This is a genomic window from Pararobbsia alpina (genome assembly GCF_965118125.1).
GTDB lineage: Bacteria > Pseudomonadota > Gammaproteobacteria > Burkholderiales > Burkholderiaceae > Pararobbsia > Pararobbsia alpina_A.
The window spans coordinates 2954917-2978707 of sequence record NZ_OZ221287.1 but is presented as its reverse complement, the minus strand read 5'-3'; the positions used below and the strand labels follow the sequence as shown (position 1 = coordinate 2978707).

General features: G+C 61.8%; 23 protein-coding genes. 17 read left to right on the top strand and 6 right to left on the bottom strand.

What is annotated here, in order from left to right; translation table 11 throughout:
* Positions 1-26: 26 nt before the first annotated feature.
* From ACMFWR_RS12945 to ACMFWR_RS12935, 3 genes are all read left to right on the top strand, one after another.
* Entirely contained in the window at positions 27-1730 is a 1704-nt protein-coding gene (locus ACMFWR_RS12945) for an NAD-dependent malic enzyme (protein WP_413192052.1), read from the top strand.
* Positions 1731-1766: 36 nt separating this feature from the next.
* On the top strand, positions 1767-2711 hold the full coding sequence (locus ACMFWR_RS12940; RefSeq protein ID WP_413192051.1) for an AEC family transporter: 945 nt from the start codon (positions 1767-1769) through the stop codon (positions 2709-2711).
* 207 nt (positions 2712-2918) lie between these two features.
* On the top strand, positions 2919-4469 hold the full coding sequence (locus ACMFWR_RS12935; protein WP_413192050.1) for a methyl-accepting chemotaxis protein: 1551 nt from the start codon (positions 2919-2921) through the stop codon (positions 4467-4469).
* A 182-nt stretch (positions 4470-4651) separates the two neighbouring features.
* On the opposite strand, the gene ACMFWR_RS12930 is transcribed toward ACMFWR_RS12935, so the two are convergent.
* Positions 4652-4960, bottom strand: a complete 309-nt coding sequence (locus ACMFWR_RS12930) for a LysR family transcriptional regulator (protein WP_413192049.1) — start codon at positions 4958-4960, stop codon at positions 4652-4654.
* A 119-nt stretch (positions 4961-5079) separates the two neighbouring features.
* Positions 5080-6003 (bottom strand): ketopantoate reductase family protein, encoded by a 924-nt coding sequence (locus ACMFWR_RS12925; protein WP_413192048.1) that lies wholly within the window; start codon positions 6001-6003, stop codon positions 5080-5082.
* A 414-nt stretch (positions 6004-6417) separates the two neighbouring features.
* On the opposite strand from ACMFWR_RS12925, the gene ACMFWR_RS12920 reads away from it, so the two are divergent.
* The 6 genes from ACMFWR_RS12920 to ACMFWR_RS12895 all read left to right on the top strand — a co-directional run bounded on the left by ACMFWR_RS12920 (position 6418) and on the right by ACMFWR_RS12895 (position 12049).
* Complete coding sequence (locus ACMFWR_RS12920; RefSeq protein ID WP_413192047.1) at positions 6418-6765, top strand: L-rhamnose mutarotase; 348 nt, start codon at positions 6418-6420, stop codon at positions 6763-6765.
* Between the two features lie 227 nt (positions 6766-6992).
* A complete protein-coding gene (locus ACMFWR_RS12915) occupies positions 6993-8123 on the top strand; it encodes a Gfo/Idh/MocA family protein (protein WP_413192046.1) in 1131 nt (376 codons plus the stop codon).
* Positions 8120-9268 carry an ABC transporter substrate-binding protein gene (locus ACMFWR_RS12910; protein ID WP_413192045.1) on the top strand — a complete coding sequence of 383 codons (1149 nt, stop codon included), beginning with the start codon at positions 8120-8122 and terminating at the stop codon, positions 9266-9268. The genes ACMFWR_RS12915 and ACMFWR_RS12910 overlap by 4 nt, the downstream gene beginning before the upstream one ends.
* Positions 9265-10587, top strand: a complete 1323-nt coding sequence (locus ACMFWR_RS12905; RefSeq protein ID WP_413192044.1) for a CaiB/BaiF CoA transferase family protein — start codon at positions 9265-9267, stop codon at positions 10585-10587. Before ACMFWR_RS12910 ends, ACMFWR_RS12905 begins: the two co-directional genes overlap by 4 nt.
* A 2-nt stretch (positions 10588-10589) precedes the next feature.
* Positions 10590-11123 carry a MaoC family dehydratase gene (locus ACMFWR_RS12900; protein WP_413192043.1) on the top strand — a complete coding sequence of 178 codons (534 nt, stop codon included), beginning with the start codon at positions 10590-10592 and terminating at the stop codon, positions 11121-11123.
* A 62-nt stretch (positions 11124-11185) separates the two neighbouring features.
* The gene (locus ACMFWR_RS12895; protein ID WP_413192042.1) at positions 11186-12049 is read left to right on the top strand and encodes an amidohydrolase family protein; all 864 of its coding nucleotides are present in this window, start codon (positions 11186-11188) and stop codon (positions 12047-12049) included.
* 93 nt (positions 12050-12142) lie between these two features.
* Here ACMFWR_RS12895 and ACMFWR_RS12890 read toward each other — a convergent pair whose 3' ends face one another.
* From ACMFWR_RS12890 to ACMFWR_RS12880, 3 genes are all read right to left on the bottom strand, one after another.
* Positions 12143-12598, bottom strand: a complete 456-nt coding sequence (locus ACMFWR_RS12890; protein WP_413192041.1) for a MaoC/PaaZ C-terminal domain-containing protein — start codon at positions 12596-12598, stop codon at positions 12143-12145.
* A gap of 1 nt (position 12599) precedes the next feature.
* Positions 12600-13454 carry an IclR family transcriptional regulator gene (locus ACMFWR_RS12885; protein ID WP_413192040.1) on the bottom strand — a complete coding sequence of 285 codons (855 nt, stop codon included), beginning with the start codon at positions 13452-13454 and terminating at the stop codon, positions 12600-12602.
* Positions 13455-13585: 131 nt separating this feature from the next.
* On the bottom strand, positions 13586-14428 hold the full coding sequence (locus ACMFWR_RS12880; protein WP_413192039.1) for a FadR/GntR family transcriptional regulator: 843 nt from the start codon (positions 14426-14428) through the stop codon (positions 13586-13588).
* A gap of 288 nt (positions 14429-14716) precedes the next feature.
* Between ACMFWR_RS12880 and ACMFWR_RS12875 the strand changes: the two genes are divergently transcribed.
* The 5 genes from ACMFWR_RS12875 (at position 14717) to ACMFWR_RS12855 (ending at position 20336) form a co-directional block, all read left to right on the top strand.
* A complete protein-coding gene (locus ACMFWR_RS12875; protein ID WP_413192038.1) occupies positions 14717-15802 on the top strand; it encodes an ABC transporter ATP-binding protein in 1086 nt (361 codons plus the stop codon).
* Positions 15803-15891: 89 nt separating this feature from the next.
* Positions 15892-17220, top strand: a complete 1329-nt coding sequence (locus ACMFWR_RS12870; protein ID WP_413192037.1) for an ABC transporter substrate-binding protein — start codon at positions 15892-15894, stop codon at positions 17218-17220.
* Between the two features lie 100 nt (positions 17221-17320).
* Positions 17321-18223: a carbohydrate ABC transporter permease gene (locus ACMFWR_RS12865; protein ID WP_413192036.1), complete on the top strand. Its 903-nt coding sequence runs from the start codon at positions 17321-17323 to the stop codon at positions 18221-18223.
* Positions 18224-18383: 160 nt separating this feature from the next.
* Positions 18384-19217: a carbohydrate ABC transporter permease gene (locus ACMFWR_RS12860; RefSeq protein ID WP_413194882.1), complete on the top strand. Its 834-nt coding sequence runs from the start codon at positions 18384-18386 to the stop codon at positions 19215-19217.
* An 18-nt stretch (positions 19218-19235) separates the two neighbouring features.
* A complete protein-coding gene (locus ACMFWR_RS12855) occupies positions 19236-20336 on the top strand; it encodes a mandelate racemase/muconate lactonizing enzyme family protein (protein ID WP_413192035.1) in 1101 nt (366 codons plus the stop codon).
* A 111-nt stretch (positions 20337-20447) separates the two neighbouring features.
* Here ACMFWR_RS12855 and ACMFWR_RS12850 read toward each other — a convergent pair whose 3' ends face one another.
* Positions 20448-20723 carry a DUF4148 domain-containing protein gene (locus tag ACMFWR_RS12850; RefSeq protein ID WP_413192034.1) on the bottom strand — a complete coding sequence of 92 codons (276 nt, stop codon included), beginning with the start codon at positions 20721-20723 and terminating at the stop codon, positions 20448-20450.
* 347 nt (positions 20724-21070) lie between these two features.
* On the opposite strand from ACMFWR_RS12850, the gene ACMFWR_RS12845 reads away from it, so the two are divergent.
* Genes ACMFWR_RS12845 through ACMFWR_RS12835 form a run of 3 tightly spaced genes read left to right on the top strand, consistent with a single transcriptional unit; the run spans position 21071 to position 23661 of the window.
* Positions 21071-22552, top strand: a complete 1482-nt coding sequence (locus tag ACMFWR_RS12845) for an efflux transporter outer membrane subunit (RefSeq protein WP_413192033.1) — start codon at positions 21071-21073, stop codon at positions 22550-22552.
* Between the two features lies 1 nt (position 22553).
* The gene (locus ACMFWR_RS12840) at positions 22554-22754 is read left to right on the top strand and encodes a DUF1656 domain-containing protein (RefSeq protein WP_413192032.1); all 201 of its coding nucleotides are present in this window, start codon (positions 22554-22556) and stop codon (positions 22752-22754) included.
* A 31-nt stretch (positions 22755-22785) separates the two neighbouring features.
* A complete protein-coding gene (locus tag ACMFWR_RS12835) occupies positions 22786-23661 on the top strand; it encodes an efflux RND transporter periplasmic adaptor subunit (RefSeq protein WP_413192031.1) in 876 nt (291 codons plus the stop codon).
* The last annotated feature ends 130 nt before the right edge of the window (positions 23662-23791 follow it).

The following is a 23791-nucleotide window of genomic DNA, read 5'->3' as shown; positions in this document are numbered from 1 at the left end:
GAGTCGGACCCTTTCAGGAGCGCTCCATGGCTGATCTTTCCACCACCGACGCGATGAAAGACGGTGTCGCGACGTCGCTATCCGGCTATGAGTTGCTGGCCTCGCCACTGCTGAACAAGGGCACCGCGTTCACGGCATCGGAGCGGGATACGTTCGATCTGCATGGCCTCCTTCCACCAACGATCGGCACGCTCGAAGAGCAGGTGTCGCGTCGTCTTCAGGCACTACGCAACTTCGAGACGGACCTTGAGCGCTATGCGTTCCTGCGCGATCTGCAGGACACCAACGAGACCTTGTTCTTTGCGCTACTCGTGCAGAACCTCGAAGAACTCCTGCCAATCGTCTACACGCCGACCGTCGGTGCAGGCTGCCAGCAATTCAGCCGATTGTTCCGCAAGCCGCGTGGCCTGTTCCTGAGCCTGCCGCACAAGCAGCGGATCGAATCGATTCTGGCGCATCCGCGCTTCGATACGGTCGAAGCCATCGTGGTGACCGATGGCGAGCGCATCCTCGGTCTTGGCGATCAAGGCGCGGGCGGTATGGGGATCCCCATCGGCAAGCTCGCGCTCTATACGGGGTGCGGTGGTCTGCACCCGGCCACGACGCTGCCGATCATGCTCGATGTCGGCACCGACAATCCCGATTGCCTCAACGATCCGTTGTACATCGGCTGGCGTCACGAACGCGTTCGCGGCGAGGAGTACGACGACTTTATCGAGGCCTTCGTGAGTGCGGTGGCGAAACGTTGGCCGCACGTGTTGTTGCAGTGGGAAGACTTCGCGAAGAACAACGCCACGCGCATGCTCGAACGGTATCGCGACCGTCTCTGTACGTTCAATGATGATGTGCAGGGCACGGCCGCGGTGGCGACGGGCACGCTGCTATCGGCGATCAACGTGACGGGCGTACCGCTCACGGAACAGCGCATTGCCGTGATGGGCGCGGGCTCGGCGGGCTGCGGCATCGCAAGCCTGATCCGCAAGGCGATGGCCGATGCAGGCGTATCGGAGAGTGAAGCGGGAAAACGCTTTTTTATGGTCGACCGCGATGGTTTGCTTGTCGAAGGGATGGACGGCATTGCGTCATTCCAGCAGCCTTTTTTGCAGGACAAAGCGGCGGTCGCAAACTGGAAGCTCGACCATCCCGATCGAGTCTCTTTACTGGATGTCGTGCGCAATGCCAAGCCGACGGTGCTGATCGGCGTGTCGGGGCAGGCCGGTGCCTTCTCCGAACCCATCGTACGTGCGATGACCGAGCACAATGCGCGTCCCGTGATTTTCCCGCTGTCCAACCCCACGTCGCGCGCCGAAGCCACGCCTGCCGATCTGGAAGCATGGACCGAAGGCAGGGCGGTGATTGGCACCGGCAGCCCGTTCCCGCCGCTCGATCGGAACGGTGCGAAATTCAAGGTCGATCAGACGAACAACTCCTACATCTTCCCGGGCGTGGGTCTTGGCGCGATTGCCGTCAAATCGTCGCGCGTGACGGATGCGATGTTTATGGCGGCGGCAAAAGCACTCGCCGCGGCGTCGCCGGCGCGCACTAACCCGGATCGCAATCTTCTTCCTCCCGTGACGTCACTACGCGACGTATCGATCACGGTCGCGCTTGCGGTTGCCCTGCAGGCTCACAAGGAGGGCCTGACTCAAGGCGTGAGTACCGATCAGATCGAAGAACTGATCCGCCGCAAGGTCTGGGCGCCTCACTACGTACCTTATCAACGCAAGTAGTGCGGACAGCCCTGGCTGCTCAAACGACAGTCTGTCTTGCTCGACACCATCCTTAACGGCCTGTTACCGGTCGCGTTCGTCATCGTACTCGGCTGGTTCGCGGGGCGTATCGGCTTGCTCAAGCATGACGACGCTGGCGTGCTGGCGACGCTGGTCATTCGATTTGCGCTGCCATTCGCGCTCTTTGAAGGCGCCGTGAAGACATCGCCGGACAAATTGCACAACGTCGGCTTTGCGCTATGCCTGACTTTGGGTCTGATGGGGACGTATGTGATCGCGCTCGGCGTCGGACGCTTTGTGTTTCGGCACGATCTGCGCACGGCGACCATGCAGGCGCTGGTCTGCGCATTTCCCGATATGGCCTATTTCGGTGCGCCGATTCTTGCGGCCATGTTTGGCGCGGAGGGGTTTCTCGCGGTGCTGGTCGGCAATCTCATCACCAGCATCCTGATGCTGCCGCTGACGATTGTGCTGACTCAACTCGGTACCCAGGGCCAGACGGGGGGCGAGCAGACGAGCATCGTGCGCGTCTTCGGCCAGAGCATCGCGCGTGCGGTCATCAATCCCATCGTGTGGCTGCCGATTCTGGGCATGGTGCTGAGTTTCAGTCACGTGACGCTGCCCGGTCCTGTGCTCAACTCGATTGAACTGATCGCAAAGGCGGCGGGCGGCACTTCATTGTTCGCACTCGGCCTCATGCTGTATGGCGAACGCTTCATGATCAATGCGAATGTCCTGACCAACCTCGGGATCAAGAATTTTCTGCAGCCCGGATTGATGGCGCTCGGCGCCGTGTTGTTCGGTGTGACGGGACAGCCCGCGCATCAGGCCGTAATCACCGGCGCCGTGCCGACCGCGACCGCTGCCGCCATGTTTGCGCTCAAGAACAAGACCTATACGGCGGACGCTACGGCAACCATTCTGATCAGCACGATTCTTGGCGTGGTGACCGAGGGGCTGCTGATTGCGTATTTCTTCTGAGCAAGGCCCGGCTATCAGTCGGTCATTTTGCCAATCGCAGTCTTTGGCAAATTCAATGGAAGTCGATGCAATGAAATAACTCCGTCGGGCGTTATGGGAAATAACAGCGCGATGCGGCATCCCTCTGTAATGACGATGTAAGGTCTTATCGGAGCCGAGGTCGAATCGAGACTGCATAACACCTATCGACCACCACGGGGTTCCATCATGTCCATCGTCAGACGGCTTGTCGTCACGCTCGGCCTTGCCCAGCTTGCGCTTATATGCGTGAGCGGATACGGCCTCTTTCAGCTGCATGCATCGTATCAACGCATCGAAGGGCTCGAGACACGCACTATTCCGGCACTGAAATCCGTTTCGTTTGCGGCCGATCAGGTTGCGGCCATGCGGTTCGCGGTCTATCGCTACGTCGTCGACGGCGTGGACGATGCGAGCCGGTCTGCGACCCTTGGCGAGGTCGCTGACGCGGACCGACGCTTCGATGAGACGGTGGCCGACTATCGGCAACACGACACGGTCGACGACGCGGATGAGCGCCAGCTTGCGAGCGATCAACAGAGTATGTCCGCCTATCGCGAGGCGCGCACACGCTTTTTCGACACGCTGCGTAGCGGCGATCGCGATGGTGCGTTGGCCATGCTGCATAACGGCGGAGAAGTCCATCATGCGGCGCTGGCGTTAAACGAGGCGCTGCGCGGCCATTTGAACGCGGTACTCGCGCGTGTCGATGCCGTGCGCGACGAAAATGCGCGCGCCTATCGGTTTGCGATTGCCCTGATGCTCAGCGTGACGGCTGGCGCGCTGGCGATAACCGGTGTGTTCGGTCTTCATGTGTATCGCCTGATCCGAAGTGGTTTGCGTGAGATGCAGGGCACACTCGAGGCTGTGACGCGTTCGCTGGATTTGTCGCTGCGGGCGAAGGTAGGGCGGATGGATGAGATCGGCTATACAGCGACCGCGCTTAACCTGCTGCTCGCACAAATATCGGACGTCGTCAGCGGCGTGCGTATCTCGAGCGACACCGTCGGCGTTGCGTCGAAGCAAATTGCGGCGGGCAATCTGGATCTGTCCGCACGCACCGAGCAACAGGCGGCGTCGCTACAGCACACCGCAAGCAGTCTCGGCGAACTGACGCAGACGGCACGGCTGAACGCAGACCATGCGCGCGAAGCGAACGCGTTGGCGGATAGCACGAACCGGATGTCGGACGAAGGAACGCAGGCCGTGGAGCGCATGGTCGGCACGATGAACGACATTGCAGGGAGTGCCACGCGTATCGCGGACATCACGTCCGTGATCAACGAGATTGCGTTTCAGACCAATCTGCTTGCGCTCAACGCGGCGGTCGAGGCAGCACGAGCGGGGAGTCAGGGTAAGGGCTTCGCGGTTGTCGCATCGGAGGTGCGCAATCTCGCTCAGCGGTCGGCCGCGGCGGCGAAGGAAATTAAAGACCTGATTGATCGGTCCGTGGCAACGATCGAGGCGGGGGCGCAACAAGCCCGCGAGGCCGATCGCGCGACATCGGAGATCCGGAGATCGATCGCGCAAGTTGCGGAGATCGTTGAGCGTATCGCCGCGGCATCGGATGCTCAGGGACAGGGCATCGAGCTCGTCAACCGCGCGATCGTGCAGATTGATACGGTGACGCAGCAGAATGCGACGCTGGTCGAAGAAGTGTCGGCTGCGTCGCAATCACTCGACGAACAGGTCGCACAGTTGACCGATTCGGTGTCGGTGTTCGTGGTGAGCGCAGCCTGAGCACAATCGCGAGGTGCCATCGGACGCAGATCGTGCGCCGCAGAGCGGATGTCGGCCTGCGGCGTTGACTCATCAGCAAAGCAGTTTTTGAGGCCAATGATGGATGGTGTGCGCCACTTACGCGTACAACAACGCGCTCATGAGTCATGGGGCGGTCCCAAGGGCAGGTGGCCGGCAGCCGATCATGGTCCTGAGTCGTCTGGGGTTCGCGTGCCGAGCGGTTGGCCTGAACGATCCGCAAGCGGTTCGAACAACTCGTCGATCGACGCGAGCGCCTGCTGGGCCTGGTCCGCAAAGCCCCGACCGAACGCGGTGATTTGCACACGCCGGGTGCCGCGATGGAAGAGCGTTTCACCCAGCGTTTCTTCAAGTTCACGCACAACTCGCGTCACGACCTGTGGTGAAACCCCGAGACGTGTTGCGGCATCACGAAAGGTGGGACTCGTCGCGGCCGCAATGAAGACGCGCATTCTTTCCAATCGATTGCTCATGACATCGCCGGACGCAATATTCCGCGTTGAAGAATGGTGATGTCCTTATTATTCCACTTTGGCGGAGCCAGCGCGCGGCGACGGCGAAACAGACGAATAGCGTGCTTTGTTTTGCTTGCTCAGCTCGCTGCGGGGCTTGCGATGCGTGGCGCCGCCTTGGCCTCGAGCATTTTGACGAGCGTGTGCAGCGTACGGTTGGCGGGCGTAGGAATGCCAAGCGCGGTGCCGCGGCGTACGATCGCGCCGTTCAGAAAATCGATCTCGCTGGGCCGGCCACGCGCAAGGTCTTGGGCCGTGGACGAATACTGGCCGGCCGGTATCGTGCGTTCGATCAGTTCAACAAAACTGTGAGCGTCGTGATCAAGCTCGACGCCTTCGGCTGATGCGACTGCCAGGCATTCGCCGACAACATCACGCATGGTGGCGCGCAGGGCGTCTCGATGCGACATATCACCCAGCGGCAACTGGACGATCGCAGACGCGGCGTTATAGGCGCAATTGAGCAGGAGCTTTTCCCAGAGTGCCGTGCGAACATCGGGAGAGATCTGCGTCGGAATGCCAGCGTGCCGCAATACGTCGGCGAGCTGCTCGCTGTGCGCAGTGGCCTCGATAACAAGGTCGCCCCGACCGTGATGCAGCAGATGTCCGGGGCCGGCCATTTCACTTGCGACATACACCGCGGCGGAAATCACGGGTTGGTCGAGATGGCCGCGCAGGGTCTGTGCATTGTCGACGCCATTCTGAAGGCTGACGACCACACAGGACGGGGAGAGGTGGTCGCGCAGAGCCAGTGCGGCATCGATCGTATCGGTGGACTTCACGCAGACCAGTACGTAGTCGGCCGTACGAACCGATTCAATGTCCGTCGAAGCGCGGACAGGGACGGCGATATCGCGATCGCCGCTTTGGAAGCGAAGTCCTCGTTCGGTCATTGCGGCGACGTGATTTTCACGACCGATCAACACGACATCGTGCCCGGCTTGCGCGAGCATTCCTCCGTAATAGCACCCGACTGCGCCCGCGCCATAAACAGCAAACTGCATAGTGACCTCTTGGCTTCGAAACGTTGATTCCATATCGCGACGGCGCGTGTGTTTGCGACGCCGATGCACGTGTCGAGAATGTCGACGTTGCCCGGTTAACACCTCAGCGTCAGGGTTTATTCATCTCGCGGTACGTCTGCCCGTGTCGGCACATGTTGGTCCACCTCCGGAGCGCGGAGGGATGCTTCTTTCTCGACCGCTGTCACGTCTGAGGCACCGAGGCGCACTGGGTCGGTCGACCCTCAGCGAGGCTCGCCGCTGTAGCCACGCAGGTTGATGTGTTCGATCACTCTGCCCGAATATTGCGGATGCGTATGCAACAGTGGGATAGTTCGGTCGCATGGACTAGCGCCGGGTTGTTCAACGACTTGCGATACGGCGTTGTCCGATACCCCAACCACAAGGAGACATGACATGCGGCATTGCCTGACACTCGACCTCAGAGACGACCCTGTGGCGATCGAATCCTACGATCGCTATCACGCGGACGTCTGGCCTGAAGTGCTCAAGGACCTTCGCGAGATCGGTATCGATGACATGACGATCTGGCGCCGGGGCACGCGCATGGTCATGCTGCTCGAGGCACCGGACGACTTCGATTTGCGCAAGCTCGCGGGTTCGCCCGACAGCCATCCGCGCGTGAAGGAGTGGGGCGAGTTGATGGGCACGTTTCAGAAGGCCCTGCCCGATGCCGACTTTGTGGGGCTGTGGCAGCCCATGGCGGAAGTCTTCAAGATGAGCGTGCAGATCGCACGCCTCTGAATCTTCGCCAAAGCCGGCTGACTGAGCCGCGCGTCTGATTTTCTCCAATCTCCCCGCTTCCCGCGCGGCCACGGCCCTGGCTGCGCGCTTCCCGTCTCTATCCCTGCCTCCCGCTCGGGGTTAACACCCAATCGTTTTGCTCGTTTGTATGTTAATTTTGCAAATGAAATCAGATTTCACTAGCAAATAGATCGTTTGAGCGATCCGCGCAGCGAGGAGACACCCGCATGGATTCCCGATTCGACGGCCTGCGCCAACGCTGGCCGTTGCCGACGCAGCCTCGACCTGTCGCGATCATCGGCGCGGGGGCGATTGTTCGAGATGCGCATCTGCCGGCGTACCGCCAGGCCGGCTTTGACGTCGTCGCGATCCACGATCGGGACCGCGCCAAGGCGCAGGCGCTCGCCGATCAGAACGGCATTGCCAGGGTCTGCGATTCGCTGGAGGAGATTGCGGCGATACCGGGCGTCGTATTCGATATCGCCGTGGTGCCGGAGGCCAACGCTGATGTGCTCGAGCACTTGCCCCATGGGGCAACGGTGCTGATTCAAAAGCCCATGGGGCGCTCGCTTGCTGAGGCGCGGCAGATCGTCGACGTCTGCGAGCGCCGCCATCTGACTGCCGCGGTGAACTTCCAGTTGCGCTTCTCGCCGATGATGCTCGCGGTGCGTGACGCGATCGACAGGGGGCTGCTCGGCGACGTGCTCGATGTTGAAGTGCGCCTTGCCTGTCGCACGCCGTGGGAGCTGTGGCCCTTTATGTCGAACCTCGAGCATGTCGAGGTGCCGATGCATTCGATTCACTACCTCGACCTGATTCGCAGTCTGCTGGGCGAACCGCGCTCAGCGATGTCGCGCTCGGTGCCGCATCCCGATCATCCGACGCTGCGCGACGCGCGCACGAGCACGATCCTCGACTTCGAAGCACCGGTGCGATGCTGCCTGTCGTTGAATCACACATACCGCTTTGGTCCCGATGGTGAATCGGCCACGATCCGGATCGAAGGCACGAAGGGGGCAGTCGAAGTGGGGCTGGGGCTGCTTCTGAACTACCCGAACGGCGAGCCAGAGACGCTGCGAATCGTGACGGAGGCCACGCATCATCAGGCCTCCGTCTCCGTACGAAGCCCATGGACCGACATCCCCCTCGAAGGCCGCTGGTTCCCCGATGCGTTCATCGGAACGATGTCGAACCTTCAACGTTTCTCAGCCGGCGAAGACGCGGTGCTGCACACCGCCGTGCGCGATGCACTGCGCACGATGGAACTCGTCGACGCCTGCGCGCAATCGAACGACCGCGGCGGCGTCCGCCCCGGGCGCTCGATTGATCACACATTACGGAGCGAACACTCGGCATGATCACCCTCCAGGGCATTACGTGGAATCACACGCGCGGCTTTGTGCCGAACGTCGCGACGGCACAGCGTTATCACGAGCTGAACCCAGATGTTCAGATCCAGTGGCAAACGCGCTCGCTGCAGGCATTCGCTGACTATTCGATCGCGGATCTCGCCGAGAAATTCGACTTGCTGGTCATCGATCACCCGTCGATCGGGGAAGCCGCCAAACATGGCCTGTTCGCGCCGCTGGACGCGACGTTGCCGCGAGCCTTTCTTGACGATCAGGCGGCGAACTCGGTGGGCTCGTCGCACACGAGCTATCACTACGACGGCCATCAATGGGCGCTCGCCTGCGACGCTGCGACCCCCGTCGCGAGCATGCGCGTCGATGTGCTGGACCGGCTCGGCGTGCCTGTGCCAACGACCTGGGACGATGTGATGGAACTCGCCAAAGCCGGCCACGTTGCCGTGCCGGCGATTCCGATCGACAGCCTGATGAATCTCTACATGTTCTGGCTCAACGAAGGCGAAACGCCGTGCGCGACGCCCGACCGATTCGGCTCCGACGATGTCGGCGAGCGCGCACTGACAGCCTTGCGTGAACTCGTGGCGGCGTGCGATCCCGTGTGCCTGACGCGCAATCCGATTCAAACCTACGAGGCCATGACACGCTCCGATTCGATCGCCTACTGCCCGTTCGCGTACGGCTACTCGAACTATTCCCGGCCGGGTTATGCAACGAGACGACTGAGCTACGGCAACCTGGTCACGCGGCACGGCGAGCGCCTTCGCTCGACACTGGGCGGCGCAGGTGTGGCGGTATCGGCCCACTCGAAGCATCTCGATGTCGCAGTCGACTACGCGCGCTTCATGTCGGAGGCGTCGATCCAGAAGGGCATCTACGTGCAGTCCGGCGGCCAGCCCGGCCATCGCCAGGCATGGCAGGACGAAGAGGCGAATCGCCTCGCCAACGGCTATTTCCTCGCGACGCTGCAAACACTCGATGAGGCATGGCAGCGCCCGCGCTATCCGGGTTATATCGACTTCCAGAACGATGCGGGCCATGTCGTTCATGCGTGGCTCCGAGGCGAGGCGGACGTGCGCGCCACGCTCGATGCACTGAATCGCGTGCATCGGCAATACGCGAGCGAGGTGTGCGCATGACGACCACTGGAATCAAGACCCCGGTGACGACGCCCTCGGGCGGATTCGACAGCGCGCCGCTTTCGACGTCGAGCCGTGCCACGCACGCCGGTTCGAAAACCGCATCGGGTTCGGCGCGTGCGCTCGACCCATCGCTTCAATCGGAGGGTGACGTCGATCTGCCGCTTGCCGGACTCCTCGTCGTCGACATGAGCCAGTTCCTGTCGGGGCCGTCAGCCGGATTGCGACTTGCGGACCTCGGCGCCGATGTGATCAAGATCGAGCGCCCAGGGCAGGGCGATCTGTGTCGCCATCTCTACATCTCGAACCTCGAACTCGATGGCGACAGCACGCTGTTCCATACGATCAACCGCAACAAGCGCAGTTACTCAGCCGATCTCAAGCAACCGGCCGACCTCGAGAAGGTGCGTCAGCTGATCGCACGGGCGGACGTGCTGATCCAGAACTTCCGGCCGGGCGTGATGGAAAGCATCGGCCTCGACTACGAACGCGTGCGTGAGATCAATCCGCGCATCGTCTACGGCATCATCACGGGCTACGGCACGCAGGGCCCCTGGGTCGGTCTGCCGGGCCAGGATCTGCTCGTGCAAAGCCGCTCAGGCCTCGTCTGGCTCAATGGCGATGCGTCGCAAGGGCCGGTTCCTTTTGGCCTCGCCGTCGCCGATATGCTGGCCGGTGCGCATCTCGTTCAGGGCCTGCTCGCGGCGCTGATCCGGCGCGGCATCACGGGTAAAGGCGGCCTTGTCGAAGCGAGCCTGCTCGAATCGACGCTCGATTTCCAGTTCGAGGTGTTGTCGACCTTTCTCAACGATGGTCATCAAAACCCGTCGCGCAGCACGGTCAACAACGCCCACGCGTATCTTGGCGCGCCGTACGGCATCTATCGCACGCAGGACGGCTATCTCGCACTCGCAATGGGGTCGGTGACGCGCCTGGGCCAATTGCTCGAGTGCGAGGCGCTTGCGGCGTTTTCGGATGCGAAGAGCTGGTTCGACCGGCGTGACGAAATCAAGCAGGTGCTGGTTGACCATATTGCAACGGGTACGACGCAGCACTGGCTCGACAAGCTCGAACCTGCCGACTATTGGTGTGCCCCGGTAATGAACTGGAACGAGCTGCTCGAGCACGACGGCTTCAAGGTGCTCGATTTCCTGCAGGATGTCGTGCGCGATAACGGCGCGGCCATGGTGACGACGCGTTGCCCGCTTCGCATCGACGGCAAGGTGCTCAAATCGCGGCGCGGCTCCCCGAAGATCGGCGAACACAATGCGCTGATCGACGCGGAATTCTCGCTGGGTAAGAGCGGGCAGGAGGCGTGAGCGTGGCGCTGAATCCGAACCCCGATCCGTCGACGCACACGACCATCCCCGTCTGGAACGCGGAAAACTGGTTCTACGAGGACATCGTGCCGGGTCATCGTATCCGGTCGTTGCGGCGCACGATTTCGGAAGGCGAGAGCATGCAGTTCAACGCGCTCGTGCTCGATATGCATCCGTACGTCGCTGATGAGATCTTTGCGCGCGACGAGGGGGTGTTCGGCCGGCGTCTGGTTGCAGGGGCCTTCGTATTCAGCGCGGGGCTCGGGCTCGTGGCCACCAACTGCGTCAATGCCTTTTCTTATGGGTACGACAAGTTGCGATTTATCAAGCCGGTATTTATTGGCGACACGATTTACACGATCAAGACCGATCTGGAAAAACAGCCTAAATATCCGGATATGGGTCTGTATCGCGCGGCCTATGAAGTATTCAAGAACGACGGCGAACTCGTGTTGTATTGCGAGCATTTACAGACGGTCAAATACAGAGACGCGGCCACTGCGTTGTCGTCGTCGTCGTCTTCGTCGTCTTCGTAGTTTTCTTCATCGTCTTCATCGTCTTCATCGGGTTCGACTTCCAGCTCAATCGGGACCTACGCATGAATATCGTCGATACGCATTTGCATTTGCTCTACCCGGACAGAATTCGCTACCCGTGGGTGTCGAGTGCACCTGCGCTCCAGGGGGAATCGTCCATCGAGATGTATGAGGCGCTGGTCCGGCCGCTTGGGGTCGTCTCTGCGCTCATGATGGAGGTCGATGTGGACGAGCGCGATATCGAGGCGGAAATCGATCTGGTCGGGGAACTCGTCGCGCGTGACGATACGTTCGTTGAAGGCATGATCGCAGCTTGCCGGCCCGAGCAAACGGTCAAGGAGTTTGCATCGTTTGTCGACGGTCTTGCAGCGCGTCCCTTTGTTAAAGGGTTGCGCCGTATCCTGCATCAATCGCCCGATACGCTATCGGCTTCGAGTCCGTTCGCCGAGAATCTGAACCGGCTCGCGTCCGGTGGCTATTCGTTCGACCTGTGCGTGCTGGCGTGCCAGCTTGCGCCCGTCGCTGTGCCGCTCGTCAGGCAATGCCCCGATCTGACTTTTATCCTCGATCACTGCGGTGTGCCGGATATCGCGGGCGGGGCACTGGAAAGCTGGCGTCAGGACATGCGCGCCGTTGCCGCACTGCCCAATGTGAACTGCAAGATCTCAGGCATCGTGGCGTATGCGGGGCCGAACTGGACGGTCGATACGTTGCGTCCGTATTTCGAGCATGTGATCGAATGCTTTGGCTGGGACCGTGTCGTCTGGGGCAGCGATTGGCCCGTGTGCCGTCTTGGCGGGGATATCGGCCGCTGGATCGAAGCGACGCGTGCGCTGCTTGAAGGATGTAGCGCCGATGAGCAGGCAGCGCTGCTCAGCAAGAACGCGCAACGCCTGTATCGAGTCAACGTGGGGCACGCTGCCTGAGCGGTTAGCGAAGGGATGCAGAGCGGGAGGCTCGACCGCTTGTTGAAGCCTCCCTGCCGGCGCGCCTGCACCCCATGCAGGCACGCTATGCACTTACGCGCTCGCGAGGGCTTCCTTGCGCTTCTCCACGAGCAGGATGTGATCGCAGACGAGGACGATCTCGTCGCGCTGATTGAGGATCTCGCAGTGTTCGGTCACGCGGCCAAAGCCCGGGCGCTTGTCCGGTGTGCGGGCCGAAATGGTCACGCGTGTACGGATCGTATCGCCGATATGCACGGGCTTGATAAAGCGCAGCCCGTCGTAGCCATAGCTGAATGCGACCGGGTTGATCAGCGTGGCGGTCAAGCCGACACCGATCGAAAACACCATCGTGCCGTGGGCGATACGTTGGCCGCCGGGCAACGTCTTGGCGAACTCGGCGTCCATATGGTGCGGAAAGAAGTCGCCCGTATGTCCGGCGTGCACGACGAAATCGGTCTCGGTGATCGTGCGGCCATAGGTCTCGCGAACGTCGCCGTCCACGTAGTCTTCGTAGTAGATCGAGGGCATGTCAGGGTCCTGGCGTGCGCGAATCGGACGCGAGTTCGGGAAGGGCCGGGCTGAAGCCGCCGATGGCCTCGGTGATGGCTGCCGCATGGAGGGCAACCTGTTCGCAGACATCGGCCAGCGTCACTTCGGTTTTGTGGGCGGCGAGATAAGGCACCGCCAGCGCTGCACACGCGTCGCCCGCCGCATCGAACACCGGGAAGCAGATATCGGTCACGCCATCGAGCGTCTCGTCCGACACGGTCTCGAATGCTTCATGACGGCAGTGCAGCAGGCGCTGCATCAGCTTGCTGTAGGCGATGGTGCCGGGTTGCGGGGCACCGGCTTCGCGCAGCCACTGCGCCTGAATTTCGGGCCGCTGAAACGCGAGCAGCACACGGCCCGACGACGTTTCGATCAGCGGAAAGCGCACGCCCTGGCGCACGGAAAGGCCGACGGGAATCGGGCTCTCGACCTGCGCGATGACCAGCAGCGCGCCTTCGCTATACACGCCGAGGTGGCACGATTGCTGGATCGACAGCGACATCTGCCGCATATGCGGGATCGCGACGTCGAGCAGGCGCCGAGCCGGCGGATGATGGTTGGCCAGGTGAAATAGCTTGAGCGAGAGCGCATACGTCTCGTCCGGACGCTTGCGCACGATCCAGCCTCGACGCTCGAGGCAATTGAGCATGCGGAAGATCTCGTTGGTCGAGCGATCGAGCGACGTTGCGATCGCCGACTGCGTGAGACCCGTGCTCTGCGTCGCGAGCAACTCGAGAATGTCGAGCCCTTTCTCGAGCGCGGGCACGCTGTACTTGGGCCGGTCGTCGTCAGTCTCTTCGACGGCAGGCGGAGGAGGGCTGGGGCGTTTGCTCATGGACAAAATTTATCTGAGAAACTTGATTTTGTACATGAAAAACACGCGTGACTGGGGCTTCCCCTAGGCCGGGGAGCGCCCGGTGCCATTTACGCATTTGGCCCGCCTTCTTCGCGTATCGACGTCGTGCCTCAATCCTCCGAATCGTCGATGGCGAGCGTTGCGCCGTCGTGGCTCGGTTCTTCGGAAAAACTCGACAGCGCGCGCGTGAATTCCTGCTTGAGTGCGCGCAGATGGCGCTTCATCGCGGCGCGCGCCGCTGTGCTGTCGCCGTCGCGGATCGCATCGAGGATCCGCTTGTGGTTCTGGTTGATGTCCTCGAACAGTCGTGGCGTGACGAAGTGATCTTCAAAGCGCGCGAACATGGGGCTGTCGCGCTGATCGAGCAGCGTGGCGACCATGTGGACCATCGCCTGGTTGCCGGTCATTTCCGCGATCTTGAGGTGAAAGCGCCGGTCCGCGGGTTGATCGTGGTGAAGCTCGCGGTGCTCGACGGCGAGTGCCGTGAGATGCGACTCGAGTTCCTCGATATCGGCTGCGGTCGCATGACGCGCGGCGAGCGCCGCGTTCTCGGATTCCACCAGGATGCGTGCATCGAGCAATTCGAGCGGACCTACATCGGCCCAATACGCGCGGGGCGGTTCAGGGGAATCGCTCGCGGAGTCCACGTCCACGCGCGGCGCATCCAGCACGGTCACGCCATTGCCGACCTTGACCGACACCCGGCCTTCGACCTCGAGCGCGATCAACGCTTCGCGCACCGACGCGCGGCTCACGCCAAGTTGTTGGGCGAGTTCGCGTTCGGCGGGCAGCAGGGTGCCTGGCGGATAGTGGCCGCTGTCGATATATCCGCTGATCAGTTCGGCGATCTGCCGATACAGCCTGCGCGACTCGATTTGCGGAAGCGCTTGAACCATCTTTGTCTCTCTTGTCGGATTGCCGACATGCGTCGCCGTGTCGTCGGGCGCACGCATGTCAACACGCGAGTTTACGGTATTGGCGCGTGAGACGGCACGCCTGCGCGTGGACGGGCTTTTTGGGGGCTCGTCGATATCGAATGCGTTGCGGCTCAAGGTAAACCCGGTAGTGAATTGCTTGACAACGGGACTCTCCCAAATCTATCTTTCGGCCAATGGTCAGACCACTGGACCTTTGACCGAAGTATATCTCTCGCTTCACGGGTTTTTGCAAGTCGTCACACATTCGTTTGTTCACCGGTGAACCGGATACGGCGCATCGGGGCAGGCTTTCAGGGGCTTCAGATGGCTTCAGTTACGTTGACGCAGGTCAGAAAGCATTACGGGAGCACGCCGATCATTCACGGCGTGGACCTGCGTATCGAGGATGGTGAATTCGTCGTGCTGGTCGGGCCGTCGGGTTGCGGCAAATCGACGCTGCTGCGGATGCTGGCCGGTCTCGAAGAAATTTCGGACGGGCAGATTCGCATCGGCGATCGCGTCGTCAATCATTTGCCGCCGCGCGATCGCGATATCGCGATGGTCTTCCAGAACTACGCGCTGTATCCGCATATGACGGTCGGCGACAACATGAGCTTCGCGCTCAAGCTCAGGAAGAAAGCCGAGGAGGAGGTCACGCGACGCGTGCAGAACGCGGCACGCATGCTCGGTCTCGGCGCGCTCGTCGATCGATTTCCACGTGCGTTGTCAGGCGGTCAGCGGCAGCGTGTCGCGATGGGCCGCGCGATCGTTCGCGATCCCAAGGTATTTCTGTTCGACGAACCGCTCTCGAATCTCGACGCCAAGCTGCGCGTAAAGATGCGCGCGGACATCAAGGCGCTGCATCAGGAGCTGCGCACGACGTCGGTGTACGTCACGCATGATCAGATCGAAGCGATGACGATGGCCGATCGCATCGTCGTGCTGCATGACGGCCTGATCGAACAGGTCGGCACGCCGCTCGAGCTCTACGACAACCCTGCCAACAAGTTCGTCGCGGGCTTTATCGGTTCGCCGGCCATGAATTTCGTGCCCGCCGTATTGCGTCACGAGCAGGGACGCACGCTGGTCGAACTCGAAGACGGGCAAGTCTGGACCGCGGCGGCGCGGCAGGTCGGTAGGGCAGGGCAGACCGTCTGGTTCGGCGTTCGCCCCGAGGATCTCGTGCTGTCGCAGGGCGACGCGCTGACGTGTCACGTCCGCGTGATCGAACCGACCGGCGCGGATACCCACCTCGTGATGACGCTGGGCGAAACGGAGATCAGCGCGACGCTGCATGAACGCTTCGACGCGAAGCCGGGTGCGACGGTGCGCCTCGCGCCGCGGGCCGGCCGCGTCTATCTGTTCGATCGCGAGAAAGAAGTGCGCATTCCCATCGAGCCGTTGCACTAGCTGCTGCACTGATTGCTGCGCGAGTCATCTGTATCACGGACGCACACACAACGAACGACTACAACGAACGCATTTTCAGGAGACGCATCATGAAAGCCCGTTTTATCCCGGCAGTGGTCCTGTCATCGGCACTCGTCGGCGTGCTGCTTGCACCGTCGACGCCCGCGTTTGCCGGCCCTTACGACGGCTACACGCTGCGCGTGAAGCTGATCGGCGGCGCGCAGTACGAGCCGCTCTATACGATCATTCCCGAATGGGAAAAGAAGACCGGCGCGAAGGTCGACATCATCTCGCGCAAGAACTACTTCGACCTCGACAAGGAATACAAGCAGGACATCGCGGCGCGCAAGATCGACTATTGCGTGGGCTCGAACCATACGAGCTTCGCACCGCAATATCCGGGCTTGTTCCGCGATCTCAAGGGTCTCGTGCCGGCCGACTACATTGGGAAGTTCAGCCCGCGCGTGATCGAGCAGGCGACCGTCGGCGGCAAACTCGTGCAGCTGCCGCGTCACTCGGATATCAGCGAGCTCTACTACAACAAGAAGTTCTATGACGACGCGGGCAACAAGTCGGCATACAAGGCGAAGTTCGGCAAGGACCTCGCGCCGCCGACGACGTGGGATGAGGCCGATCAGCAGGCCAAATTCTTCGCGAAGCCGCCGTCGGTCTACGGCACGCAGTTCGCCGGCAAGGACGAGGCCATCACGGGCCGCTTCTATGAAATGCTGCGTGCCAATGGCGGTCAGCTGTTCGACAAGAACTGGAAGCCGACCTTCAATTCGCCGGCCGGCGTGAAGTCGCTGAACTGGTTCGTCGATCTCTACAAGTCGGGTGCGGTGCCCAAGGGCTCGCCGAACTACGTGTGGGACGATCTCGGCAATGGCTTTGCGAGTGGCACGGTCGCGTTCGATCTCGACTGGAGCGGCTGGGCAGCGTTCTTCAACGATCCGAAGAGCAGCAAGATCGCCGGCGAAGTCGGCATCGCGCCGGCGCCCAAGGGTTCGGCGGGCATTCGCACGGGCTGGTCGGGCTCGCACTCGTTCTCGATCACGCAGACGTGCGACAACCCGAAGGCGGCCGCCGACTTTATCGAGTTCCTGACGAGCTACGACGCGCAGATGCTGGAGGCACGCCGCGGCCTGATTCCGACGCGCCTCGATGCGCAACAGGCCGCGCTCGCCGAATTCAAGGCGAAGAACGACACGTATATGGCCGATATCTTCACGACGTTCTCGAAGGCCATGCGCGACGAATCGTTCACGCCGCCGCTGATTCCCGAGTGGATCCAGGCATCGAATCTGATCTGGCCGCAGTTGCAGAAGGCCATCGTCGGCGACAAGACCTCGCAGCAAGCACTGGATGATGCGGCGAAACAGGTCGAAGCGATGATGGATGACGCCGGGTACTACAAGTAAGCACAGGGCGAAAGTGCGAAAGTGGCGCGCCGCGCAGGCGGCGCGTCCCGCAGCGAAGGCCCGCACGCCGTGCCGGGCCGTAGTCTTCGAGAGCAAATGAATGAGTGTGTCGCATAAGGTTTCGCCGGTGCTCCGGTTGCTGCTGCCCGCGTTCGTCGTGATTCTCATCGTCGTCGCGGTGCCGCTGCTGTTCTCGTTCTATACGAGCTTCACGAGCTACCGGCTCACGCGCCCCGATTCGATCCTCAATGTGATCGGGTTCAAGAATTACATCCGGCTCTTTGGCTCGAGCGAGTTCTGGTACGCGCTGTTGCGCACGATCGCGTTCCTGACCGTCGTGCTGAACCTCGAAATGCTGTTCGGGCTCGGCATCGCCATGCTGGTGAATCAGGTCACGCGAGGGCAGCGCCTGATCCGCACGATCGTGATGTTCCCGATGATGTTCTCGCCGATGCTCGTGGGCTTCCAGTTCAAGTTCATGTTCAACGACAACATCGGGATCGTGAACCACATCCTGCAGCATTGGTTCGGCGTGACCGAGGCGATTCCCTGGCTCGTCGATGGCCGGCTCGCGTTCTTCTCGCTCGCGGTCGCCGAGATCTGGAATTCCACGTCGGTGTTCGCGATTCTGCTGCTCGCCGGCCTGATGGCAATGCCGCAGGATCCGATCGAGGCCGCGAAGGTCGATGGATGCACACCGTGGCAGGCCTTCCGTCACGTGACGCTGCCGTTCCTGATGCCGTTCGTGTATATCGCCATGACGATTCGTTCGCTGGACGTCGGGCGCGCATTCGACATCGTGAAGATCATGACTGATGGCGGACCCGCGGGACGGACCGAACTGATCTGGACGCTGTCGGCGAGAGCAGGGTACGAGGATGCGCGCATGGGATACGCGAACGCGATGTCGTATATCGCGGTGCTGCTATCGATCGCCTTCACGCTGTACTTCTTCCGCAAGCTCACGGCCGCGCGGCAATTCCTGAACGAAGCGGACGCCTGAGATGACCGATACGAACTCCCGTCGCAGTCAGGGACCGCAGAGTGGCTCGGGGTCCCGTAGTGCTTCAAGCAGCATCTCCGGAACGGTACCGATGACGTCCTCGCAACGCACAGTCCATAACGAACCCGATACCTGGCGTGAGCCGTGGTTGCCTCGCGCGATGCTCACGCGATGGGCCGTGCGCGTCGGCGTGTTTTTCGCCTTGTGCGTGATCATGCTGCCGGGCCTGTGGGTCGTGCTCAACGCGTTCCGCACCAACGTCGCGATTCTGGCTCGCGACAATATCTTCTCGGCGTCGACCTACACGCTCGACAATTTCCGCAATATCTTCGGCTATGGCGATGTCGCGGCCATACCGGTGCGTGCGTACTTTACGAACTCCGTGATCATCTCCGTGTCGAGCACGGTCATCGCGATCCTGATCGGCATTGCGGGCGGCTATGCGTTTGCGCGCTACAAGTTCCGCTACAAGAACTCGCTGTTCGTCGGGCTCATGCTGTCGCGCGCCGTGCCGGGCATCGCGCTGTCGCTGCCCGTGTTCATCCTCTGGTCGTGGCTTGGCCTGATCGACACCAAGTTTGGCACGATCCTCGTCTACGTCGCGATGAATGTGCCGTTTTCGATCTGGCTGATCGACGGCTTTTTCCGGCAGATTCCCAAAGAACTCGCCGAAGCGGCCGAGATCGACGGGTGCACGCGCTGGCAAGCGTTCTGGCAGGTCGAATTTCCGCTCGCGAAATCGGGCATCGCATCGGCCGGGATCTTCGCGTTCCTGACGTCATGGAACGAGTTTGCACTCGCGTCGCAGCTCACGCGCAGCACCGATACGAAGACGTTGCCGGTCGGACTGATGGACTTCACGGCGCAATTCACGATCGACTGGGCCGGCATGTGCGCGATGGCCGTCATCATCATCGTGCCGGCGCTGATCTTGACGTTTATCGTCCAGAAACACCTGATTGCCGGGCTCACGCTCGGTGGCGTCAAAGGCTGACGTTCCTCTTTTTCCACTATGCCGATCATCGAACGCATCGAGCTGTTCCAGGTCGACCTTGCGCCCAAAACGACGCGCCAGGACGCCATCCAGTCTTTTGTCACGCAGGAAACCCCGCTCGTGCGCATCGTGTGCGACGACGGCAGCGAAGGCATCGGGTATAGCTATACGATCGGCACGGGCGGCTCGTCGGTCATGGCCTTGCTCAAGGATCATCTCGCGCCGATGCTGATCGGCAAGAGTCCGGTCGATGTCGAAGGGCACTGGCGGGCCATGTTGTTCCATACGCATGCGACGGCCGTCGGTGCGATCACGAGTCTCGCGCTGGCGGCGATCGATACCGCGTTGTGGGACTGGCGTGCGAAGCATGCGGACTTGCCGCTGTGGCGCCTGCTCGGCGGCGCGAAATCGGCGGTGCCGACCTATACGACCGAGGGTGGCTGGCTCCAGCTACCGGTTGACACGCTGGTCAGACAGACGGTCGCGGCGAAAGAGCAGGGCTTTCTCGGGGCCAAACTCAAGGTCGGCAAGCCGCGTGGCGCTGAAGACGTCGCGCGACTCTCCGCCGTGCGTGAAGCGGTGGGTGCGTCGTTCGAACTGATGGTCGATGCGAATCAGGCCTTTACGATCAGCGAAGCGCTACGGCGTGCCGATGCGTTGGCCGAAGTCGGGCTTGCCTGGCTCGAGGAGCCGATGCCGGCCGACGACGTTGCGGGGCATGCGCGACTGGCGGCGCAAAGCCGGATTCCGATCGCGGTCGGCGAGTCGCTCTATAGTCCGGGTCAGTTCGGTGACTACCTGCGCCTGGGTGCGTGTTCGATCGTGCAGGTCGATGTCGCGCGCGTCGGTGGCATCACACCGTGGATGAAGGTCGCGCATCTTGCCGAGTGCATGAATGTCGCGGTGAGTCCGCATTTTCTGATGGAGCTTCACGTGAGCCTGTGCTGCGCGGTGCCGAACTCAGCGTGGGTCGAGTACATTCCGCAGCTCGACGAAGTGACAACGCAGACGATGTCGATCGTCGATGGCCATGCTCAAGCGCCCAATGAAGCAGGGCTCGGCATCGCGTGGAACTGGAAGGAAATCGAACAGCGTTCGCTTGTTCGACATCGCATCTGAAAGTCAGCCGCTACAAACGGCACGGGCCGGGTGGCACGCGATTCGCTGCGTGCCACTCGGCTCGTGTCGTGACAGCTGATGCAACCAACACCCGGCATTCCGGCATTCAACTTACTCGGCGCTGCCTTGTGCACCGTTCGATGCGAAACGCGGATGCTTTTGTTCGAAACCTTGCGACAGGCGATACAGCTGTTGATTGCGACGAACCGTATCTGCGCTCGGCGGATAGTCGACATCCGTCGTCGGGATCTGACCGGCGGCTTGAGCGGCGATCAGTTCAGCACGGACTTGAGCACGGGTCTTCGGTGCATCCGGTGCCGTTTGGGCAAGAGCGACCGACGAGATAAGAACCGACGAAGCGATAAGGATACGAGCAGCGAGTTTCATGGCAGACCTCTGGGTTGGTAGGTTCGGCAACGTTGTTGTTGTCGATGGGTGAAGTCTGAACCTCGAGGTCTTAGTGAAACAGTCACTTAACGGCAAATCACTATTTACTATTTTTTGGTAAATGCCATTCCAGTCCGATTCAATGGGAATGCCAAATATCTATGGGTTCCATTCGTAAATGGCATGCTGCGCCGATATTTAACGGAAAGGAACGAGTGGTGTGCGTGCAGGTTATTGTTAACTCATTTGCAATAACCATTTGACTGAATGCGGGGTCATTCTCCGAAAGCCAAAAAATATAATGCGGCATCCTGATTGACCGGCATGCATTTCCGCATGCATATCGAGTGCGTTCTCGTTTCCTTTTTATTGCCGTCACCGCCGCGACATTCAACGTGGCAGGCTGTGCGGGCATGCACGGTGTCGGACCCGAGTCGGTGGCGCGAAGCCCGGAGGCCATCGACCCCGGCAGTGCGGTGCGCGCGGCGGATGTCGACGCGCAATGGCCGGATACGCAATGGTGGAAAGCGTATGGCGACCCGCAGCTCGATGCGTGGATGGACAAGGCGCTCACGGGCTCGCCTTCGCTCGCGATGGCCGCCGATCGGGTTCGACAAGCGCAGTCGATTGCCGGGGTCGCACAGGCGGCGCAGCGTCCTCACGTGAATGGCGCGATGAGCCTGACGCGCGAGCACTGGCCCAACGACACGTACTACGGGCCCGGGCCGCTTGCGAGCACGACCGACTGGAACGACACCGCAACGCTGGCGCTGTCGTATCACCTTGATCTGTGGGGGCGCGACAAGAGCAACACCGAGCGCGCGCTCGACCATGCGCACGCCGCGTCGGCCGATGCACGCGCCGCGCAGCTCGAGATCGAACTCAATGTCGTGCGCGCCTACGTCAACCTGTCGTCGAACTTTGTGCAGCTCGACATCGAGCAGCAGTTGCACGACGACCAAGTCCATATCGTCGACATCGCACGCGAACGCTTGCGTGTGGGCCTGGGAACGCAGCTCGAACTGACGCAGGCACAAGCCCGGGTTCCCGAGTCAGAGCGCGCCATGGCCGTGCGCAGGGAGCAGATCGCGCTGGCGCGCAACCAGCTCGCGGCGCTCGCGGGGCAGGGTCCGGGCGCCGCGGAGGCGCTCGCGCGACCGACGCTGAACTGGAGCGGTGCGCTGGCCTTGCCGTCGACGCTGCCGGCGGAGCTTGTCGGGCATCGGCCCGATGTTGTTGCTGCGCGCTGGAATGTGTCGGCCAACGCGCATGGTATCGACGCTGCGAAGGCAGCGTTTTATCCGGATGTCGATCTGCTCGCGTCGCTCGGTGGCATGGCGGTCGGAGGCGGGGTGCTCGCGTTTTTGAACAGCGCGGCGCGCGGCGCGAGTGCGGGGCCGGCCGTATCGTTGCCGATTCTCGACGGCGGCCGGCTTCGCGCACAGCTTGGCGATGCATCGGCTCAATACGATCTCGCGGTCGACACGTACAACAAGACGCTGGTCGATGCGATCAACGACATCGCGAATGCAGTCGTATCGATTCAATCGCTTGAATCGCAGCAGTCCTCGGCGAACGATGCGGTCGTGCTCGCCCAGAAGGGGCGTGAGTTGTCTGCCCAGGGGTATCAGCGCGGGCTCACGGACTACCTGAACGTGCTGACCTCGCAAAGTCAGTGGTTGCGCGCGCGGCTCGATGCGGAAGACGTGCGCGCCGCGCAACTCGATGCGCATGCGCGGCTCGTCGCGGCGTTGGGAGGCGGCCTCGCCGAGCCGTCGCGTGTGCCCATGCCGGTGGCGCAAGCGCATTCGACGGCGGATGGGTCGTGAGATGGCGCCCGAACTCGCGATATTCGATGTGCACATGCCGGCGCTGGTCGTGCTGGCGCTGCTCGGCGCGTGCGTGGCTGCGATGCTCGATCGCGTGTTCGCGGCGCTGGGTGTCTACCGTTGTGTCTGGCATCCCGCGCTCTTTCGCGCGAGCGTGCTTGCCTTGTGTATCTGCGTGCCAGGGTTGCTCGTGTATCGATGATGCCGCGTGACTTTCTTTTCGAACCTCATTCATGTTGATCCGCCGAGTCGTCCCCGTATTGATCAGTCTTGCGCTCGCAGCCGTTGCGCTCGTCGCTGCCGATGCGCTGTGGCATCACTATATGTTCGCGCCATGGACGCGCGACGGCCGCGTGCGCGCCGAAGTGATTTCGGTCGCGCCGGATGTGTCGGGTCTGGTTGTCGAACTCGACGCGCGCGATAACCAGTTCGTGCACAAGGGCGATGTGCTGATGCGTATCGATCCCGACCACTATCGCATTGCCGTCGATCAGGCCGAGGCTCGCGTGCGGCAAAGCGAAGCCGAGCTTCGGATGCGGCGTGACGACGCGCAGCGTCGCGCGGATGCCGACAGTCTTGTCGTGTCGGCCGAGGCGCGCGAGAACGCGGCGACGTCGGCCGCGGGTGCCGATGCAGCCCATCGGGCCGCATTGGCCGAGCTCGATGCGGCACGGTTGAATCTGTCGCGCACCGTTGTGGTGGCGCCCGTTGACGGCTACGTGACCAATCTCAATGTCTACCGCGGCGACTACGCTGTTGCGGGCAAGGCGCAGCTTGCCGTGATCGACAGCCATTCATACTGGGTCTATGGGTTTTTCGAAGAAACCAAACTGCCCTTCGTCGAGGTTGGCGCGCCCGTCACGATGCGGCTTATGAGCGGGCAGACGCTTGACGGGCACGTCGAGAGCATCGCGCGCGGCATTTACGATCGCGACAACCCTGAGAGCCACGAGTTGCTCGCAGACGTGAACCCGACGTTCAACTGGGTACGGCTCGCGCAGCGCGTTCCCGTGCGCATCCATATCGATGCGATACCGCCGGGTGTGCTGCTAGCCGCGGGCACGACGTGCACGGTCGTGGTCGGGAGCCGCGCCACGCGCACACGGTGAAGACCGCCATGAAAGTCTCGGGGCAGCCGAGTGCAGGGAGGTATCGCACTGCCGCGCGCCGGCGGGCGGGGAACGCGTTTAGCGTGCCCTGCATGCCGGACGTTTCCCGAGTACCGTTGGCAGCATGAAG

Bases quoted from the DNA above. Each gene is read 5' to 3' on its own strand.
- ACMFWR_RS12945 (WP_413192052.1), top strand. From the start codon at position 27: ATGGCTGATCTTTCCACCACCGACGCGATGAAAGACGGTGTCGCGACG.
- ACMFWR_RS12935 (WP_413192050.1), top strand. From the start codon at position 2,919: ATGTCCATCGTCAGACGGCTTGTCGTCACGCTCGGCCTTGCCCAGCTT.
- ACMFWR_RS12930 (WP_413192049.1), bottom strand. From the start codon at position 4,960: ATGAGCAATCGATTGGAAAGAATGCGCGTCTTCATTGCGGCCGCGACG.
- ACMFWR_RS12925 (WP_413192048.1), bottom strand. From the start codon at position 6,003: ATGCAGTTTGCTGTTTATGGCGCGGGCGCAGTCGGGTGCTATTACGGA.
- ACMFWR_RS12920 (WP_413192047.1), top strand. From the start codon at position 6,418: ATGCGGCATTGCCTGACACTCGACCTCAGAGACGACCCTGTGGCGATC.
- ACMFWR_RS12915 (WP_413192046.1), top strand. From the start codon at position 6,993: ATGGATTCCCGATTCGACGGCCTGCGCCAACGCTGGCCGTTGCCGACG.
- ACMFWR_RS12910 (WP_413192045.1), top strand. From the start codon at position 8,120: ATGATCACCCTCCAGGGCATTACGTGGAATCACACGCGCGGCTTTGTG.
- ACMFWR_RS12905 (WP_413192044.1), top strand. From the start codon at position 9,265: ATGACGACCACTGGAATCAAGACCCCGGTGACGACGCCCTCGGGCGGA.
- ACMFWR_RS12895 (WP_413192042.1), top strand. From the start codon at position 11,186: ATGAATATCGTCGATACGCATTTGCATTTGCTCTACCCGGACAGAATT.
- ACMFWR_RS12890 (WP_413192041.1), bottom strand. From the start codon at position 12,598: ATGCCCTCGATCTACTACGAAGACTACGTGGACGGCGACGTTCGCGAG.
- ACMFWR_RS12885 (WP_413192040.1), bottom strand. From the start codon at position 13,454: ATGAGCAAACGCCCCAGCCCTCCTCCGCCTGCCGTCGAAGAGACTGAC.
- ACMFWR_RS12880 (WP_413192039.1), bottom strand. From the start codon at position 14,428: ATGCGTGCGCCCGACGACACGGCGACGCATGTCGGCAATCCGACAAGA.
- ACMFWR_RS12875 (WP_413192038.1), top strand. From the start codon at position 14,717: ATGGCTTCAGTTACGTTGACGCAGGTCAGAAAGCATTACGGGAGCACG.
- ACMFWR_RS12870 (WP_413192037.1), top strand. From the start codon at position 15,892: ATGAAAGCCCGTTTTATCCCGGCAGTGGTCCTGTCATCGGCACTCGTC.
- ACMFWR_RS12865 (WP_413192036.1), top strand. From the start codon at position 17,321: ATGAGTGTGTCGCATAAGGTTTCGCCGGTGCTCCGGTTGCTGCTGCCC.
- ACMFWR_RS12860 (WP_413194882.1), top strand. From the start codon at position 18,384: ATGCTCACGCGATGGGCCGTGCGCGTCGGCGTGTTTTTCGCCTTGTGC.
- ACMFWR_RS12855 (WP_413192035.1), top strand. From the start codon at position 19,236: ATGCCGATCATCGAACGCATCGAGCTGTTCCAGGTCGACCTTGCGCCC.
- ACMFWR_RS12850 (WP_413192034.1), bottom strand. From the start codon at position 20,723: ATGAAACTCGCTGCTCGTATCCTTATCGCTTCGTCGGTTCTTATCTCG.
- ACMFWR_RS12840 (WP_413192032.1), top strand. From the start codon at position 22,554: ATGGCGCCCGAACTCGCGATATTCGATGTGCACATGCCGGCGCTGGTC.
- ACMFWR_RS12835 (WP_413192031.1), top strand. From the start codon at position 22,786: ATGTTGATCCGCCGAGTCGTCCCCGTATTGATCAGTCTTGCGCTCGCA.